The following is a 15,306-nucleotide window of genomic DNA, read 5'->3' as shown; positions in this document are numbered from 1 at the left end:
AATGGAGTACGCCCTCATCGTCTTGGCTTGTTTTCTCATCGGCGGTCTTGTGGCCTGGCTGCTTGTCTCCGCCCGCGTTACCAAGTCCCTGGCCGCCAGGCTGGAGGAATCCGAGCGCCGTGCGAATACAGCTGAAGGACATGCTTCGGGTCTGGAAGGCACCATAGCTGAACTGCGAGTGCAGAATCAGAAGGTTGCCGAGGATATTTCCAGGGTGAGAGATGAACTGACCAAAGAGAACAGTGCCAGGGTGAAAGCCGAAACCGAGTTGAAGGAAACCGTACTGCGGCTTCAGGAAGAGAAGACGCTCCTCGACGAAGCTAAATCCGGATTGACGGATACTTTCAAAGCCTTGGCCGGTGACACTCTCAACACCAGCACGACCAGCTTTCTTGAACGTGCTAAAGAGACTCTCGACAAGGTACTTGTCGAAGCCAGAGGGGATCTTGGAAAACGACAGGAAGCTATCCGGGGCCTGGTCAATCCTCTGGCGGAGTCCCTCACCAGGTTTGAAGAACATGTTCGCGAGATCGAAAAGAATCGGCAGGTGGCCTATTCCGGACTGTCGGAGCATCTGAAGCTTCTGTCCGCGAGTCAGCAGCAACTGCAAAAGGAGACAGCCAATCTGGTCACAGCCCTGCGCAAGCCGCACGTACGCGGCCGCTGGGGAGAGATGACCCTGCGCCGTGTGGTGGAATTGGCGGGGATGTCGGAGCACTGCGATTTCTCCGAGCAGGTCAGTGCCGATGCCGTGGAGGGGCGACAGCGCCCGGATCTCCTCGTGCGTCTGCCGGCTGAACGGGAAATCGTCGTGGATTCGAAAATATCGCTGGAAGCCTACCTGGATGCCGTAGACGCCGAGTCAGAAGACGCCCGCAGGGCGGCCATGACGCGCCATGCGGCGCAGGTCCGGACTCACATGAATTCCCTCGCGTCGAAGGCCTATTGGAGCCGGTTCGCGAAAACTCCCGAGTTTGTCGTGATGTTTATTCCCGGCGAGTCATTTTTTGGTGCGGCGGTGGATGCCGATCACAGACTCATCGAAGACGGACTCGAACGGCGCGTGATTCTTGCGACTCCAACGACGCTCATCGCTTTACTCCGTGCGGTAGCGTACGGGTGGCGGCAGGAACAAATTGCCAGGAACGCCCAGGCCATCAGCGATCTCGGCAGGCAGCTCTACGAACGCATGAGGACCATGGCCGAGCACATCGGCGACATCGGCAAGGGACTGGAAAAGGCCAATGCTTCCTACAACAGCGCCATCGGCTCGATGGAAGCCAGGGTTCTGCCCGCCGCCCGCAGGTTCAGGGATTTGGGCGCCACGACCGGCAACGAGATACCGCCGCTGTCACCCGTCGAGACAACGCTTCGGGCGCTCACCGCGCCGGAGATGGAGGAAGACGACCAGGCTTAAAGGGAAAAATCATGATACCCGGAGATTGCGTGAAACGGCGTAATCACGTGATGAAGGGTACGGATCTCAGTCCGCAACAGTTGACAATATCGTATCCATGAACTATACGAAGCCATTACGGTTTTGGACGCGAGGTAGTCGCTTTATGCAATTACGGGACATCACCACCGCTTATGAGCATGAGATGGCCATAGTCGAATCGCTTCTTGAAAAAGAGCAGAATTCCTATGTGAAGCTTATTCCCGAGATATCACGGCACATCATCATGAGCGGCGGGAAGCGCATCCGGCCCCTTCTTCTGATGATCACCGCCGACCTTTTCGGCTACCGGGGTGAAGGACGCTATCCCCTCGCGACGGTCATAGAATTTATCCACACGGCATCTCTTCTTCACGATGATGTCATCGATCACGCCAGCATGCGACGGGGGAAAGCCTCCGCCAACCGGGTATGGGGCAATGCCGCGAGCGTACTGGTAGGGGATTACCTGTATGCTACGGCCCACAGGTTACTGACGGAAATAAACAACCAAACTGTTCAGCAGCTGGTCGCCTGGGCCACGACGGCCATGGTGGAGGGGGAGACCATCCAGTTGATGAGAAGCGGGGACGTCAACATTACTGAAGAGGAGTATCTTTCTATAACGGAGAAAAAAACCGCCGTACTCATGGCCGTGGCCTGCGCCCTGGGCGCGGTTTTGGCGGAGGCTCCCGAATCCTCGGTTGATATAATGAAGCGCTTCGGCATGAAGCTGGGCGTTACCTTCCAGATGACCGACGATACGCTTGATTACGTCGGCATCGAGGAAGAATTCGGTAAAACCATAGGAATGGACATCATGGAAGGGAAGATGACCCTTCCCCTTATATGGTCGTTGAAGCAGTGTCCCGCCGGAGAAGGAGACCGCATCAGGGCAATCATTGCGGGGAAGACTGTCGGAGACAAGGAAGTATTTGAAGTGGCACGGTTTATCAATGCCTATGGTGGTATCGATTACGCTCGAGAAAGGGCCGGACGGTTTGTAGAGGAAGCAAAGCAGCTTCTGACCCCCTTTCCGGACTCTTTTCCCAAAAAGGCGCTTCTTTCGATGTCGGATCACGTACTTCAAAGGAATCTATAAACATGCCTGCCGCTCCGGCGGGTACAGCAACGGGGAGCAGAATATCCCCACGAAAGAGACCGTCATGTCCGTTTATTCCTTACAAGGGGAAAAACCCGTCATATCGCCCGGGACCTTTGTCCATCCCCATGCCGTTATTATCGGTGATGTCACCATCGGCAGCGGCTGCTTCATCGCCCCGGGATCGGTCATCCGGGCCGATTTCGGGCCCGTCGTCATCGGTGAAGGCGTCAATTTCCAGGATAATGCAGTCATCCACGTGAACCCTGGAATGAGCGTGGTAATCGAGGACAACTGCACCATCGGTCACGGGGCCCTGCTTCACGATGTTCATCTCGAACCCGGCTGCGTTGTCGGCATGGGGGCTGTACTTCTCTTCGGTGTCCATTGTGAAAAGGAATGCATTGTTGCGGCTGGTTCCGTAGTGCCCACGGGTATGAGGGTACCTGCCGGGGCGGTGGTGGCGGGAAACCCGGCGCGGATTATTAAAGATTCAATCTCCCGGGAGCAGGTGGAACACATCCGGGAAGGAGCGAAACTCTACCAGGGACTTGTCCGGCTTTACAAAGAGACCATGCAATGCCTCCGCTGATCATGCAAGGGATCCTTCGCGGGATTCGTACTCCCTGATCATGGTTTCTTCGACGCGGCGCCGCAGTGCTTCAAATGTACCGTCATCCATATCGTCGGGGACCTGCTGCGGAGGACCGAACCGTATAAGGGCACCGCTGCCGGGCCTGGGGACCATGAATCGATCCCAGCTGTTGAAAACCCAGGGGTTGTCGTAGTGAACATAGACGAGACAGATGGCCGCCCTTGCCTGGTGCGCCAGGCTGATGAGTCCCGGCTTGATCCGCCGGGGAGGCCCTGTGGGACCGTCGACGATATGTCCACAGATTCCGTGCCGGTTCGCCAGGTCGATGAGCTCACGAAGCGCTTTTTTACCTCCCCGGGAGCTGGATCCCCTGACCGGTATCCATCCGATCCGCTCCACGACAGCGGAGATGAAATCGCCGTCGCTGCTTTGGGAGATCATGATGGCAATGGGCCGTTTGAGTATCCGGGGAAGATAGAAGCCGGCGAAAAAGCGTTGATGCCAGGAGCATAGAACCACGGGACCGCTACTGCTGATATGATCGAGTATTCTGTCGAGCCCCTCAAATCGTACCCGTACGGTTTTTGAGTACGTCGTCAGGAGGAGCGATAGAAGAATGATGGTGAGGTTGTTGTTCAAGAGTCTGAACTTGAAAGTTTTTTTTCTGCTCATGACAGACCGGAGTTCGCCGGGGGCTTCCTTTCAGCTGTTCGATCTTCGCGACGCGTCGAGAGGGACAGGGTAAAGCATCGTTTGGTACCTGTCAAAGAAAATATGATGGCTTCGTAAAAGGAGCTTTTCACGAAGCTGCCCTCTATCGGACGTTTTTCGATTTTGTACCAGTTTGTCAAATGGTTCCGAAGGATATGATACGACCATGAAGACTGCCGCCGATTCCCCGAAAGACTCCCTGTGCTGTAAAACAGTAGCCACAGAGTATGGCGACCTTCGGATATGCCGGCGTCATGATGGTTTCCGGTATTCGGTTGTGGCTATTCACCTGCCCGGAGAGGCATTGCCAGCCGGCCGCCTGTGCCACGTTTGGGAGGAGCATGCCGGGAATACCCTTTCCTCTCCGCCGACCTCCTTGACCTCCCTGGAGGAGGAACTTCGGCGTTCCTTCGAAGGCGAGGCTTCCAAAGATCCGTCCCTCGACCTGATTGACCTCGACCACTGTTATGATTTTCAGCGGAAGGTGCTGTTAAGATTGAGGGATATTCCCCGGGGCATGACCGTTTCATACGGAACGCTCGCCCGATCCATCGGCGCTCCCGGGGCTGCCCGGGCCGTGGGAACGGCCCTCGCCCGCAATCCCTTTCCCCTGGTCTTTCCTTGCCATCGGGTCATACGGGTCTCAGGGGAAATCGGACAGTTCGGCGGCGGCACCTCCATGAAGGAATCTCTCCTGCGCCGGGAGGGCGTGATTTTCTCGGGGAAGGGGGTTGTGTCGCCCCGATGCCTCGTAGCCGGGTTCCGGGGGGAGCGCTTACAAGACTGAACAGCCCTCATTCAAACCGTTTTTTTCGCCGGCATCGATACGGCCATATTGTCACGGTGTATGACCTCGTCATAGGGCTTGGTTCCCAGGACCTGTTCGATGCGGGAGGTTTTCAGACCCTTGATTTTTCCCAGGTCGGCAGAGCTGTAATTTGCCAGCCCCTTGGCTATGACCGTTCCCTTCGTGTCGATGCACGTTACGGGGTCCCCGATGGAAAAATCCCCGTCCACCTCTATAATGCCTGTGGGCAGAAGGCTCTTGCCGTTGTTGACGATGGCGCCCACCGCCCCGTCATCAATGACGAGCTTTCCCCGTGACCTCAGGGTGAAGGCAATCCAGTATTTTTTGCTGGTCATGTGTGTCTGCCTGGGAAGGAAGAGCGTTCCGGTTTCCTTGCCTTCGAATATTTCCTGGAGAACCCCCTTTCGCTTTCCAGGAGCTATAATACAGGGAATTCCAAAGGAAGTGACCTTCCGCGCGGCCATGAGTTTGCTTTTCATGCCTCCCGTACCCACGGTGTCCGTTTCTGAAGATGTGAAGGATTCTATTTCATCGGTAATTTCCCGTACCAGTGGTATGAACCGCGCCTTTCCCGGGGCGGACCGGGGATTCCGATCATAGAGGCCTTCGGTGTTAGTCAGGTTTATCAGGAGGTTTGCTTCCATGATATTTGCCATCATGGAAGCCAGTGTGTCGTTGTCGCCGAACTTGATTTCGTCGACGGAAACGGTGTCGTTTTCGTTGATGATAGGGATGACCTTCCATTCCATGAGCGCCGACAGGGTGTTGCGGGTGTTGAGGTACCGCTTCCGGTCCACAAGGTCGCTCATGGTGAGAAGCATTTGCGCCACAATCAGGCCGTGCTTTCCAAAAGCCTTTGAATAGACTTCCATGAGCAGTCCCTGCCCGACTGCTGCGGCTGCCTGTTTCTGGGGAAGATTCTTCAGGGGTGCCCGTGCTCCCAACCTGCTCCTTCCCGATGCAATGGCTCCGGACGAAACGATGACGAACTGGAGTCCTTCATCGGACAGGCGGGCTATTTCCTGCGCGAGATTGGCGATGATTTTCCCGTCTATTCCTCCGCTCTTCGTCAGGACGCCGCTTCCCACCTTAACGAGGACTCTTCGTGTTTTTTTTACAATTTCCAATCGTTCTTCGATCATGGCGGCTTACCTGTTCTTTTCTTCACTGAGCCGTGAAACGGTTTCCCGTATAAGTTCTGTGAGACCCGCCCCCGTGACGGCCGATACAAGACAAACAGGGATGCTGTGTTTCCGGAAGGGGAGTGACTCCCTGTCTGCTTCCCGGCGGACCGCGGGAAGGTCCATCTTGCTGAAAACCACCACCTGCGGCTTTTCGAGCATCGAATCGTTGAACAGGGCGAGTTCCTTGTTGATGGCTTCATAATCCTGCCATGCGCCGCGGCATTCTTCACGAGATATGTCGATGACATGAAGAAGTACGGATGTTCGTTCCACATGGCGAAGAAACTGTGTCCCCAGTCCCGTTCCCCGGTGAGCACCCTCGATCAGGCCCGGAATGTCGGCGATAACGAAACTGTCATAGTCCCCGTACTGAACCACGCCGAGGTTGGGGGTCAGCGTCGTAAAGGGATAATCAGCGATTTTGGGCCGCGCCGCCGATATGCTGGAAATGAGTGTAGACTTCCCCGCGTTGGGAAATCCGATAATTCCAACGTCGGCAAGAAGTTTCAGTTCGAGGGTGATCGTTCGTTCGTCGCCGGCGATCCCATCCTGGGCGAAACGGGGTGTCCGGCGGGTGGCGGTTTTAAAGTGAGCGTTTCCCCTGCCCCCCATGCCGCCCTTTGCTGCGATACAGACCTGTCCTTCTCCGACCAGATCACCGAGGAGGGTTCCGCTTTCAGCGTCACGGATCACAGTTCCCATGGGTACGGAAATTTCCACATCAGTACCGTTTTTCCCCGTTCGGTTGTTTCCTCCCCCCGGTCCTCCGTTTTGAGCCTTCCAATGCTGATTGAACTTCAGGTCCAGCAGGGTGTGCCGGTTTGATGACGCCCTGAGGATTACGTTCCCTCCTTTGCCTCCATTTCCACCGTCGGGACCGCCCCGGGGAACATGCTTCTCCCGCCTGAAGCTGACACACCCCCGTCCCCCGTTGCCGGCCTTTATGTAAATTTTTGCTTCATCGACAAATTTCATGGCGGTGGTAAGTATCCGTCCTCATGGCGACAGTACTTCATCAGTGTCTTTTGGCGGGTCCATAAAAAAAGGTGTTAGCCGGGGCGGTCGCCACTAACACCTTGAAGATCCTTGTATGTGAGAAGATCCGGCGGCCGGTTCCGCCGCGCAAAAAGGGATCAGCTCGCGTAAACACTCACTTTTTTCCGGGTTTTGTCCTTTCGTTCGAAGGTGACGATCCCGTCTATTTTCGAGTAGATCGTGTAGTCTTTTCCCATACCCACGTTGAGCCCCGGGTGTATCTTTGTTCCGATCTGGCGGATTATGATCGAACCGGCGCTGACACGCTCTCCGCCGAAGGCCTTGACGCCCCGACGCTGGGACTGGCTGTCCCGTCCGTTTCTACTGCTTCCCTGGCCTTTTTTATGAGCCATGGCTTCTTCCTCCCTACCCCGCGATTTCCGTTATTCTGAGCCGTGTCAACTGCTGCCGGTGACCTGCCTTCTTCCTGTATCCCTTGCGCCGTTTCATTTTAAAGACGGTAATCTTGGGACCCTTTTTCTGTGCGATGATTGTTCCCGTCACCGTTGCCCCTTTCACCAGAGGCGTTCCCACTCTGATGGAGTCGTCGTCGCGGACCATCAATACCTGATCAAAAGCAACCGACTCTCCTGGATTTCCCTCGATTTTCTCAAATTCGAGCATCTCACCAACAGCAACCTGGTACTGTTTCCCTCCGGTTTTTATGACAGCATACATAGTCGACTACCCTTTACCATAGAATATCGATACTGATCACTCCCGATTCTCGAAGAACCTGGAGAAAACGCTTACCTACCAGAATGAAGTGATAAAATCAACCACTTTTTTATGCCGACGAGACCGGACGGCCGGGCTCGTGCGGTGCCCCACGATGCTTGACAGGGTTGCCTGCAGAGGTCGCCGGGGCAAGTTGATGCTTGAGTAAGCTCGATGATTTTGATATAGGCAGGTACCGTGTCACGCTCTTATTATTTCCTTGGGAAGCGTGGCTTCGTATCCCCCGGCGCAGTTTTTGCTCCGGAGGATGAGCTTTTACACGGCACGCGTACCATGTCAGGCTTATTATTCCTTGGGAAGCATGACCGGGCGTTCCACGGAGCAGTTTTCCCCCCGAAGGAGAGAGCGCGATTAAGCATCCGGCTGTAGTGCCGGAGGTCCTATTTCCGGCAACTTTTTACGGGCTCGTCAATACTGGTATGCAAAAGGAGCGGACAATGGCGGAAAAAGATATCAAGACCCAGACGCAGGAAACGGCTCAATTACTTTTTTCAGGTGGCGCGAAGCTCACGCCGCCCTTTGTTATGTGGCGGGAATTCAATCGTGAGCTGGCCAATGATTTTTCACGCTTTATCACGGGGAACCTCTATTCCCGAAAGGTTCTGACGATCCAGGAACGGCAGATGGCGGCCTGCGCCATGCTCGCGTCCCTCAGGGCCGCTGACGAGTTGCGCCTGCATGTGAACGCCGCGTTGAATGTGGGGTGCGATCCGCACAAACTTACGGAAATTTTCTTTCAGGTTGCCACCTACGCGGGCATGCCGGCGGTCAATGAAGCACTGGAAGTCTACCGGGAAGTTCTCAAGGAGCGGGGTGAGTGGCCGCTCACATGATCCCTGGTGATTACACCGGGCGGTTCCCTCTCCCTCCGCGGCGCGAGCAAGGGGGAACCGCCATCGTGTCCTTATGTTCCCACAAGCCCTGCTGATTCGGAAGGAAAGGCTTTTCAGGTTGGGGGTACCGTATTCCGTACCCGGTTTTTCAACAGAGGTCATCATGGTGTAGTTTGACCTCAAAGTTTCGTCAGTCATTGATCGCGTTCAAAGCACATCGCGTCAGACTTGACCAACCCCGGGGCTTGTGGTAGGAGAGGTGAGACTACGAAAGAAAACAGGATGGTGCCACGACTGACGGCTTCGTACCATGGTACCGAAGGCACGCCTCCGAGACCTTTGAATTTTGTCATTTCGAGGAGCATCGCGACGAGAAATCCATTGGATATTTCCCGGCTTTTTTCGAGGGCGTCATGACTGGAACCGAAGCGGAGAACTCAAGCAATGCCACTGTATGATTTTGCCTGTACCCTATGCGGTCATGAATACGAGGCGCTTTTAAAAATTGATGAACCCTGGGATGGACTTGAGTGCCCGAAATGCGGAGGCCGGTCTCCGAAAAAACTGGTTACGGCCTTCAAGACCGACGCCTGGTCCAAGTTCCTCGATGGCATGGAACGGAAGGTTAACCCTCTAAAGTTCAAATGATCGTCTCTACATGATTCCCTTGTACCATCCCCCGTCGATCTGAATAGCCGCCCCCGTGATATACCCGCTCCCCTCAGACGCAAGGTAGGCGACAAGGGTCGAGAACTCTTCAGGGGTACCCATTCTTCCCATGGGAATGGCGGATTCCCAGCGCCGGATTATTTCCTCCGGTGTTGTCTGTTCCTTTTCGGCCATAGATGCGGCAAGCGTTCGGACACGTTCGGTCATGGTATAACCGGGGCAGACGCTGTTGACGGTGATGTTGAAGGGCGCCAGTTCATTGGACAGTGACTTGGCAAGGCCGATGACGCCGGAACGGATCGTGTTCGACAGGATCAATCCATCGATGGGCTGCTTGACCGAAATGGACGTCATGTTGATGATGCGGCCCCACCTCTTCTCTTTCATAACGGGAATTACTTCGCGGGTCATGGCGATGGTACTCAAAAGGTTCAGGCGAAAACCAAACTCCCAGAGGGTATCGTCTATATCAAGAAAGGGCGTCGATGGCGGTCCGCCGGCGTTGTTGACAAGGATGTCCACCGTCCCGAAATGATCGATGGCTTTCCGCACGAACAGCCGCGCTTCGTCAGGCTTGCTGACGTCTGTGGCTATGGCGAGTACCTCGCCACCGGTTGCGCGGCGTATTTCATCGGCCGCTTCGGGAAGGAAGGAATCATCGAGGGCTCCGACAGCCACGCGGGCTCCTTCTTCCGACAGCGTCATCGCCACAGCTTTTCCCAACCCCATGCTGCCGCCGGCAACCAAAGCGACTTTATCTTTCAATTTCAGATCCATCGGTTGTTCCTCCTCCTGAAGAAATGAGTCTCACAGGCCGGTAAGCCGGCTGTCGTGGCTAAAAAATAGTACCTATAAGTATCAGGACTTTTTACGAGGCCATCAAAAAAGTGAAAGCTCCCCCCACCGTATCCACACGGAGGAGGGAGCTTCAAGGCAGCAAAACAGCTACTCCAACACGATCAGCAACTGGTTGGAGTCGACTTTATCCGCCTCCTTTACCTTGATTTCTTTAACGGTCCCCGCCTCAGGAGCGACGATGGGGTTTTCCATTTTCATGGCTTCGAGGATGATGAGCTCATCATCCGCATTGACGGCATCGCCGACCTCAACCAGAATTTCCCCGATCGTTCCGGGCATGGGTGCTACGATTTCTAAAGCCATTGTGTGTGAACCTCCTCCTTCGGTATTTAATTGGCTTGCCCTGCAAGATATGCCTGCTTCGGGCAGTGTATCCTGTGTAATGTTTTCAGGTTCCGGATGAAAGGGGGAGCCGGGGCTCCCCCTGCCGTCACCCGTGATGAGACGTTTATTGTGCCCAGGTCGGATCCGAGGGACCCCACTTTTCGGGCAGAACGGCCTTCGGAGCCCAGTCCGGAGGAATTCGCTGACCCGGCTGTTCCCCTTCCCTTTCAATGAGTTTTTTCAGGCCCGGACGGGCGAACTGCCAGTTCCCTTCCTTCTGGGTCCGGCCATTGATGACCGCTTCCGACCGAAGCCGCATGCCCGCTGTCTTCTCCATTTTCTGACCGAGCCAGAGGATGCGGTCCACATCGTAGCCATGCTCGATTCCCAACTCGTCGATCTGAACGAGCAGGTCTTCCATGCAGATGAGACCCACATAACGGGCGTCCTTGTAATAGTACTCGCCGGTTCCCCTGATGGGACAATCATCAAGGAAGTTCGCCGGCTGGCCGCCCATACCTCCAAGCGTCGCCTCGAAGCGGGTGAGACCGGCCTGGAGGGCTGCGAGGACTGACGAGGAAGCGATGCGCTTTGTTTCGTGCAGGTGGCAGAGATGGGCCTCGGGGTTCGGCATGGCATCGAGAATCATCGAAAAGTAGCGGTACACGTCGGCGGCATTGGCAGAACCGTCATGGTCGGCGTGCTCGATGTCATGGGCACCGATCTCAAACCAGCGCTTGGTGAATTCCACGGCATCCTCGAGTTTCGTGGCGCCGCTGATGGGGCTGCCCCAGATGGTACTCACCGTGCCGCACATCTTGATTCCCGCGTCGCGGGCCTTCTTGATGCAGCGCTCGGCTTCGCGCCAGTACTGGGTCAGCGTGGTGCCCGAATTGGCAAAATGGTGTTCCGGGTCGGTGGATACCATCATGAGTATGCGGTCCGGGCCGTACCCTTCCTGCTTCATCTGGATGGCAAGGTCAACCGATGGTTCGCGGATCGTGACGGCCGTCAGGCAGATGTCCTTGTCGATGTCGATGCCGCGACGGGCGGCACGCTTCCGGAACTCATCGTCCCGCAGAGCCTTCATGACATCAGCCGCGTCGACGAACTGCGGTGTCGTGCGCGGAGCCAGGTTCGTCACCTCGAGCTCCCGGCACCCGGCGAGGATCATTTCCTGGCCGTAAAAAATCTTGGCCTTCGTGGAAATGAACTTCTCATGGTGCTGAAAACCATCACGGATGGTTATGTCGCCGATGGTAACCTTTTTCGGCATTCTTGGAAAAATTTTCCAAAGATCATATTCTGTCGCCATACAACTTCTCCTCCTTCAGTGTTTGTCAATCGTTAATAACGAATTATTCCTCCTCCCGGCGGCAGAAGGGAGGAGGATTCTTATTCTCCCTTAAAGACTGGTTTGCGTTTTTCCACGAAGGCGGCCAGGGCTTCCAGCCGATCCTTCGTGGGAATCGTCACTTCGTAGGCCTTGGATTCCAGTGGCAGGGCAACGCCGAGGCTGGCTTCGGTCCCGTAGTTGAGGGTGAATTTCGCCTGGGCCACGCCGATGGGGCCGTTCTTGGCAATTTCTCGGGCCAGCTCCATGGCCGCGTCCATCAGTTGGTCAGGTTCCACGACACGGCTCACGAGACCGATTTCAAGCGCCGTCTGGGCGTTGATCCTTCTGGCCGTGAAAATAAGCTCCTTCGCCTTGGCTACGCCCACAATGCGGGGGAGACGCTGAGTCCCGCCGGCTCCGGGAATGATGGCGAGGCTCGTCTCTGTCAATCCCATGAGAACGTTTGACGAGGCGATCCGCAGATCACAGGCCAGTGCCAGTTCTGTCCCGCCGCCGAAAGCGTAGCCATTGATGGCGGCTATCACGGGAACACGAACCTGCTCCACGGCGGTAAAAGTGTTACGGATCGTGAAGATGAACCGGCGGACCTGGTCCTGCGTCAGTGTCCGGCGCTCCTTCAAGTCTGCCCCGGTTGAAAATGCCCACTTTTTGGGATCGTCGCCGGAACGGGATCCGGTAACGATGATGCAGCGAAGGTCCATGTCGAAATTGGCTTCGCGAATCACATCGGACAGAACGGCAAGCAGATCAAAATTGAAGCAGTTCATGGCATCGGGGCGATTCAGAGTGAGAATCAGGATGCCTTCGTCTGTCCTTTCCTGCAACAGAATTTCTGACATGATCAGTACCTCCCTTCAGGGCATCAGACTTTCAAGTCGCCCCAGATGGATTGCTTGATGGGTACGCGGAGCGCGATCTCGAAGCCCCGGGCGATTTTTTCACGAGCTTCACTGAAGGCTATAACGCCGTCGTGGAAGAGCAGCGAACCGGTGTAGAAGGGATGCCCTTCCGCGTCGTACCGGTCGCGCATCATCTGGCGGAACTGGGCCATTTCTTCTTCATTCACCGCCTCACCCTTGGCCTCGATGTTCTTTCGTCGCACGGTTTCAACAATAAAACCAGCTGTTTCACCAGACATGACCGTCGTGCGGCCACGCATGTTCGTGAAGGCAAACCGTGGCTTGAAGGCCCGGCCGCACATCCCGTAGTTTGCCGCGCCGTGGTCGGGACCGATCACGTAGGTGATCTTCGGCGTGTCAAGGCAGGTACAGGTGCGCACCATGTCGGATCCGTACTTTCCGATGCCGCCCCATTCCTCCGACTTGCCTACCATGTAACCGGGAGAGCCCTGGAGGAAAAGAACGGGAATCTTCGAGTTGCCGCAACGGATCATCCATTCCGTTGCCTTCCGCGCCGCATCGATATAAATGACGCCGCTGGCGTTGGAGGCAATCACGCCCACGGGAATGCCTTTCATCCACATCTTGCCGGCTACGATCGCATCGCCCCTGCCGGGACCGTAGGTGGGCTTGTATTCGTGGAAATAGCTGTCATCGGCCAGGCACTTGATGGTATCTTTGATGTTGATGTACTTGTAGGTGTCGATGGGGGTGTTGCGCATCATTTCCTCGAAATCGAACTTGGGCTCGCGGCTTTCCCGACGGTCGACGTGAAGCTCGTTCGGTGGTTCAAACTCCATCATGGCCCGAAGTTTTTCAATGCCTTCATCCTGACTCCGGACAAAGTGGTCGCAACCGCCGGAATGCTGCGTGTGGACATAGGCGCCGCCCAGATCTTCCATGGATACCGTTTCGCCGATGGCCGACTTTACCATGGGGGGGCCGGCCAGAAAGGCGTAGGCCATCTTCTCGATCATGATCGACTCGGAGGCCAGGTACACAATGTAGGCGCCACCCGCCGTGTTACCGCCCGTAGAGAGCGTGTACTGGCGGATTCCCTTGGCTGACATGCGGCACATGTTGTAAAACATAGTTCCGAAATGGCCGTCGTCGGCAAAGCAACCCACCTGGAGAGGCAGGTTGATCCCGCCTGAATCGGCGATGTAGATGCAGGGGAGCTCGCACTCCTCGGCAATGGCCTGGGCACGCATGTGCTTTTTCAGGGTAATCGGGAAATAGGTTCCCGCGGCATAGCGGTTCTCGTTCGCAAAAATCATGCAGTCACGGCCCATAACTGTTCCCACGCCGGTGATCACACCGCCGCCGGGGATGTGGCCTCGGTTTTCCGACTCGTAAATCTCGCCGCCGTAAAGACGCTTCTGACCGATGTCGTATCCTGCGTCAAGACCCAGCTCATAGAATTCAGTTCCGGGGTCTATCAACTTCACTATCAGGTCACGCATGGGTTTCTTGTTCTGCTTGGCCAGCCGCGCTACCTGCTTTTCGCCGCCGATATTGTAAGCCTCGGCGCGGTGCTCCATCAGCAGGGCGTCCTGCTCCTCCCAGTGCTTCAGATTAGCGGCCTTTTCAAGCTCGAGCCGCTCCGCTCTCGACAACTTCTTCTTTTCCTCTGCCATTGGTGATCCTCCTTCGTTTAATAACCTTTATAGTTTACCACGAATCAGTTCTCTCATACGGCCTGAAGGGAAAAAGGCGATGGAAATACCGCCGGTACGCGCAACCCCATCGCTTCCGAAGTCATGACCCCGATCCTTATGTGGTGTAATACCCGGCTTAGTTGATATGTCTTTTGGGGATTGAAAACTTTTGGGGAACGGCAGAGATCGGAAAAGTCGGACAAGACCTGAAAAAAGCGTATCGCCGAACCTGATGAGGATAGACTCCCGGATTTCATGCCGTTTCTCCTCGATAGATGATCATGTGTACCAGAGGCGCCTATGTCTGTCAAGGGAAAAAGCCTGTATAATACAGGTTCAAGGGAACTCCGAAGGGTTGTAATGACCCCTTCGGGATGAAAACGGCAACGGCGGTTTTCGGGAGTCCGCGAGCATCATTTTGGGTCCGGGTATAATCCTTTTCTTTCTTAAAAGAGGATTTCTTTCAGTCCGAATTTCTGGTATACTTCCGCAGTCACCGTGTCAGCGGGTTCCGGGTAATCGGTCGTTCATCATTGACGGCTTCACCGGTGTCACCGAAAAAGGGAATATGCGTATGAATGTGAAAGCCCTTCGTGCCCTCAGCTACGGCCTTTATATCGTCACGTCGATTAAGGGGGGTAAACGCAACGGACAGGTAGTAAACACGGTTTTCCAGGTTACCTCGAATCCTCCTCACATTGTCACCGCCATCTACAAGGGCAATCTTACCCATGCCCACATTTCGGAAAGTGGTGTTTTTGCCGTATCCGTTCTTGCCGTTGACGCCCCGATGACAATGATCGGCACCTTCGGCTTTAAAACAGGCCGTGACGTTGACAAGATCGCCACTGTTTCATGCAGAACCGGGACGACGGGGTGTCCCATTGTGCTGGACCACACCCTTGCCTTCCTTGAGGCAGAGGTTGTGGATACCCTCGACGTGGGAACGCACACCCTTTTCGTCGGCCGGGTGGTTGATGCCGGTGTCCTGAGAGAGGGCGAACCCATGACGTATGATTACTATCACACCGTAAAGGGTGGCAAGACACCGAAAAATGCCGCTACCTATATCAGCGAACCGGGACCGGCGCCGGATCCGG

The 15,306-nt window shown here is 55.5% G+C and carries 16 protein-coding genes and 1 pseudogene; 7 read left to right on the top strand and 10 right to left on the bottom strand.

What is annotated here, in order from left to right:
- Position 1 precedes the first annotated feature (1 nt).
- From rmuC to M0Q23_00405, 3 genes are all read left to right on the top strand, one after another.
- Positions 2-1,417, top strand: coding sequence for a DNA recombination protein RmuC (gene rmuC / locus M0Q23_00415; protein ID MCK9527110.1), 1,416 nt, complete (start codon positions 2-4; stop codon positions 1,415-1,417).
- A gap of 145 nt (positions 1,418-1,562) precedes the next feature.
- Positions 1,563-2,537: a polyprenyl synthetase family protein gene (locus M0Q23_00410; protein MCK9527109.1), complete on the top strand. Its 975-nt coding sequence runs from the start codon at positions 1,563-1,565 to the stop codon at positions 2,535-2,537.
- Positions 2,538-2,601: 64 nt separating this feature from the next.
- Positions 2,602-3,129, top strand: coding sequence for a gamma carbonic anhydrase family protein (locus tag M0Q23_00405; protein ID MCK9527108.1), 528 nt, complete (start codon positions 2,602-2,604; stop codon positions 3,127-3,129).
- Here M0Q23_00405 and M0Q23_00400 read toward each other — a convergent pair whose 3' ends face one another.
- A complete protein-coding gene (locus tag M0Q23_00400; protein MCK9527107.1) occupies positions 3,130-3,804 on the bottom strand; it encodes a lysophospholipid acyltransferase family protein in 675 nt (224 codons plus the stop codon).
- 205 nt (positions 3,805-4,009) lie between these two features.
- Here M0Q23_00400 and M0Q23_00395 point away from each other — a divergent pair, with 205 nt between their 5' ends.
- On the top strand, positions 4,010-4,630 hold the full coding sequence (locus M0Q23_00395; protein MCK9527106.1) for an MGMT family protein: 621 nt from the start codon (positions 4,010-4,012) through the stop codon (positions 4,628-4,630).
- A gap of 11 nt (positions 4,631-4,641) precedes the next feature.
- Here M0Q23_00395 and proB read toward each other — a convergent pair whose 3' ends face one another.
- The 4 genes from proB to rplU all read right to left on the bottom strand — a co-directional run bounded on the left by proB (position 4,642) and on the right by rplU (position 7,548).
- Positions 4,642-5,793 carry a glutamate 5-kinase gene (gene proB / locus M0Q23_00390; GenBank protein MCK9527105.1) on the bottom strand — a complete coding sequence of 384 codons (1,152 nt, stop codon included), beginning with the start codon at positions 5,791-5,793 and terminating at the stop codon, positions 4,642-4,644.
- A gap of 6 nt (positions 5,794-5,799) precedes the next feature.
- The gene (gene obgE / locus M0Q23_00385; GenBank protein ID MCK9527104.1) at positions 5,800-6,810 is read right to left on the bottom strand and encodes a GTPase ObgE; all 1,011 of its coding nucleotides are present in this window, start codon (positions 6,808-6,810) and stop codon (positions 5,800-5,802) included.
- 158 nt (positions 6,811-6,968) lie between these two features.
- Positions 6,969-7,223, bottom strand: a complete 255-nt coding sequence (rpmA, locus tag M0Q23_00380; GenBank protein MCK9527103.1) for a 50S ribosomal protein L27 — start codon at positions 7,221-7,223, stop codon at positions 6,969-6,971.
- Between the two features lie 13 nt (positions 7,224-7,236).
- Positions 7,237-7,548 carry a 50S ribosomal protein L21 gene (gene rplU / locus M0Q23_00375; GenBank protein MCK9527102.1) on the bottom strand — a complete coding sequence of 104 codons (312 nt, stop codon included), beginning with the start codon at positions 7,546-7,548 and terminating at the stop codon, positions 7,237-7,239.
- Positions 7,549-8,045: 497 nt separating this feature from the next.
- On the opposite strand from rplU, the gene M0Q23_00370 reads away from it, so the two are divergent.
- Together M0Q23_00370 and M0Q23_00365 are read left to right on the top strand one after the other, a co-directional pair.
- Positions 8,046-8,441 carry a carboxymuconolactone decarboxylase family protein gene (locus M0Q23_00370; protein ID MCK9527101.1) on the top strand — a complete coding sequence of 132 codons (396 nt, stop codon included), beginning with the start codon at positions 8,046-8,048 and terminating at the stop codon, positions 8,439-8,441.
- A 444-nt stretch (positions 8,442-8,885) separates the two neighbouring features.
- A complete protein-coding gene (locus tag M0Q23_00365) occupies positions 8,886-9,089 on the top strand; it encodes a zinc ribbon domain-containing protein (protein ID MCK9527100.1) in 204 nt (67 codons plus the stop codon).
- Positions 9,090-9,095: 6 nt separating this feature from the next.
- Here the strand turns inward: M0Q23_00365 and M0Q23_00360 are convergent, their stop codons facing one another.
- The 5 genes from M0Q23_00360 to M0Q23_00340 form a co-directional block, all read right to left on the bottom strand.
- Positions 9,096-9,887, bottom strand: a complete 792-nt coding sequence (locus M0Q23_00360) for an SDR family oxidoreductase (GenBank protein ID MCK9527099.1) — start codon at positions 9,885-9,887, stop codon at positions 9,096-9,098.
- Between the two features lie 168 nt (positions 9,888-10,055).
- Positions 10,056-10,271, bottom strand: coding sequence for an acetyl-CoA carboxylase biotin carboxyl carrier protein subunit (locus tag M0Q23_00355; protein ID MCK9527098.1), 216 nt, complete (start codon positions 10,269-10,271; stop codon positions 10,056-10,058).
- A gap of 145 nt (positions 10,272-10,416) precedes the next feature.
- On the bottom strand, positions 10,417-11,607 hold the full coding sequence (locus M0Q23_00350; GenBank protein ID MCK9527097.1) for a pyruvate carboxyltransferase: 1,191 nt from the start codon (positions 11,605-11,607) through the stop codon (positions 10,417-10,419).
- Positions 11,608-11,687: 80 nt separating this feature from the next.
- Positions 11,688-12,488: an enoyl-CoA hydratase-related protein gene (locus M0Q23_00345; protein MCK9527096.1), complete on the bottom strand. Its 801-nt coding sequence runs from the start codon at positions 12,486-12,488 to the stop codon at positions 11,688-11,690.
- A 23-nt stretch (positions 12,489-12,511) separates the two neighbouring features.
- Positions 12,512-14,185 carry a hypothetical protein gene (locus M0Q23_00340; protein ID MCK9527095.1) on the bottom strand — a complete coding sequence of 558 codons (1,674 nt, stop codon included), beginning with the start codon at positions 14,183-14,185 and terminating at the stop codon, positions 12,512-12,514.
- Between the two features lie 595 nt (positions 14,186-14,780).
- On the opposite strand from M0Q23_00340, the pseudogene M0Q23_00335 reads away from it, so the two are divergent.
- A pseudogene (locus M0Q23_00335) lies at positions 14,781-15,161 on the top strand (flavin reductase family protein).
- Positions 15,162-15,306 lie beyond the last annotated feature (145 nt).

It is taken from the genome of Syntrophales bacterium, from assembly GCA_023228425.1.
Classification (GTDB): Bacteria; Desulfobacterota; Syntrophia; order Syntrophales; family UBA2210; genus MLS-D.
The sequence above is the reverse complement of the archived record's forward strand: the minus strand, read 5'-3'. Positions and strand labels throughout refer to the sequence as shown.

Coding starts and splice junctions, on each gene's coding strand:
- rmuC (MCK9527110.1), top strand. CDS start 2: ATGGAGTACGCCCTCATCGTCTTGGCTTGTTTTCTCATCGGCGGTCTT.
- M0Q23_00410 (MCK9527109.1), top strand. CDS start 1,563: ATGCAATTACGGGACATCACCACCGCTTATGAGCATGAGATGGCCATA.
- M0Q23_00405 (MCK9527108.1), top strand. CDS start 2,602: ATGTCCGTTTATTCCTTACAAGGGGAAAAACCCGTCATATCGCCCGGG.
- M0Q23_00400 (MCK9527107.1), bottom strand. CDS start 3,804: ATGAGCAGAAAAAAAACTTTCAAGTTCAGACTCTTGAACAACAACCTC.
- M0Q23_00395 (MCK9527106.1), top strand. CDS start 4,010: ATGAAGACTGCCGCCGATTCCCCGAAAGACTCCCTGTGCTGTAAAACA.
- proB (MCK9527105.1), bottom strand. CDS start 5,793: ATGATCGAAGAACGATTGGAAATTGTAAAAAAAACACGAAGAGTCCTC.
- obgE (MCK9527104.1), bottom strand. CDS start 6,810: ATGAAATTTGTCGATGAAGCAAAAATTTACATAAAGGCCGGCAACGGG.
- rpmA (MCK9527103.1), bottom strand. CDS start 7,223: ATGGCTCATAAAAAAGGCCAGGGAAGCAGTAGAAACGGACGGGACAGC.
- rplU (MCK9527102.1), bottom strand. CDS start 7,548: ATGTATGCTGTCATAAAAACCGGAGGGAAACAGTACCAGGTTGCTGTT.
- M0Q23_00370 (MCK9527101.1), top strand. CDS start 8,046: ATGGCGGAAAAAGATATCAAGACCCAGACGCAGGAAACGGCTCAATTA.
- M0Q23_00365 (MCK9527100.1), top strand. CDS start 8,886: ATGCCACTGTATGATTTTGCCTGTACCCTATGCGGTCATGAATACGAG.
- M0Q23_00360 (MCK9527099.1), bottom strand. CDS start 9,887: ATGGATCTGAAATTGAAAGATAAAGTCGCTTTGGTTGCCGGCGGCAGC.
- M0Q23_00355 (MCK9527098.1), bottom strand. CDS start 10,271: ATGGCTTTAGAAATCGTAGCACCCATGCCCGGAACGATCGGGGAAATT.
- M0Q23_00350 (MCK9527097.1), bottom strand. CDS start 11,607: ATGGCGACAGAATATGATCTTTGGAAAATTTTTCCAAGAATGCCGAAA.
- M0Q23_00345 (MCK9527096.1), bottom strand. CDS start 12,488: ATGTCAGAAATTCTGTTGCAGGAAAGGACAGACGAAGGCATCCTGATT.
- M0Q23_00340 (MCK9527095.1), bottom strand. CDS start 14,185: ATGGCAGAGGAAAAGAAGAAGTTGTCGAGAGCGGAGCGGCTCGAGCTT.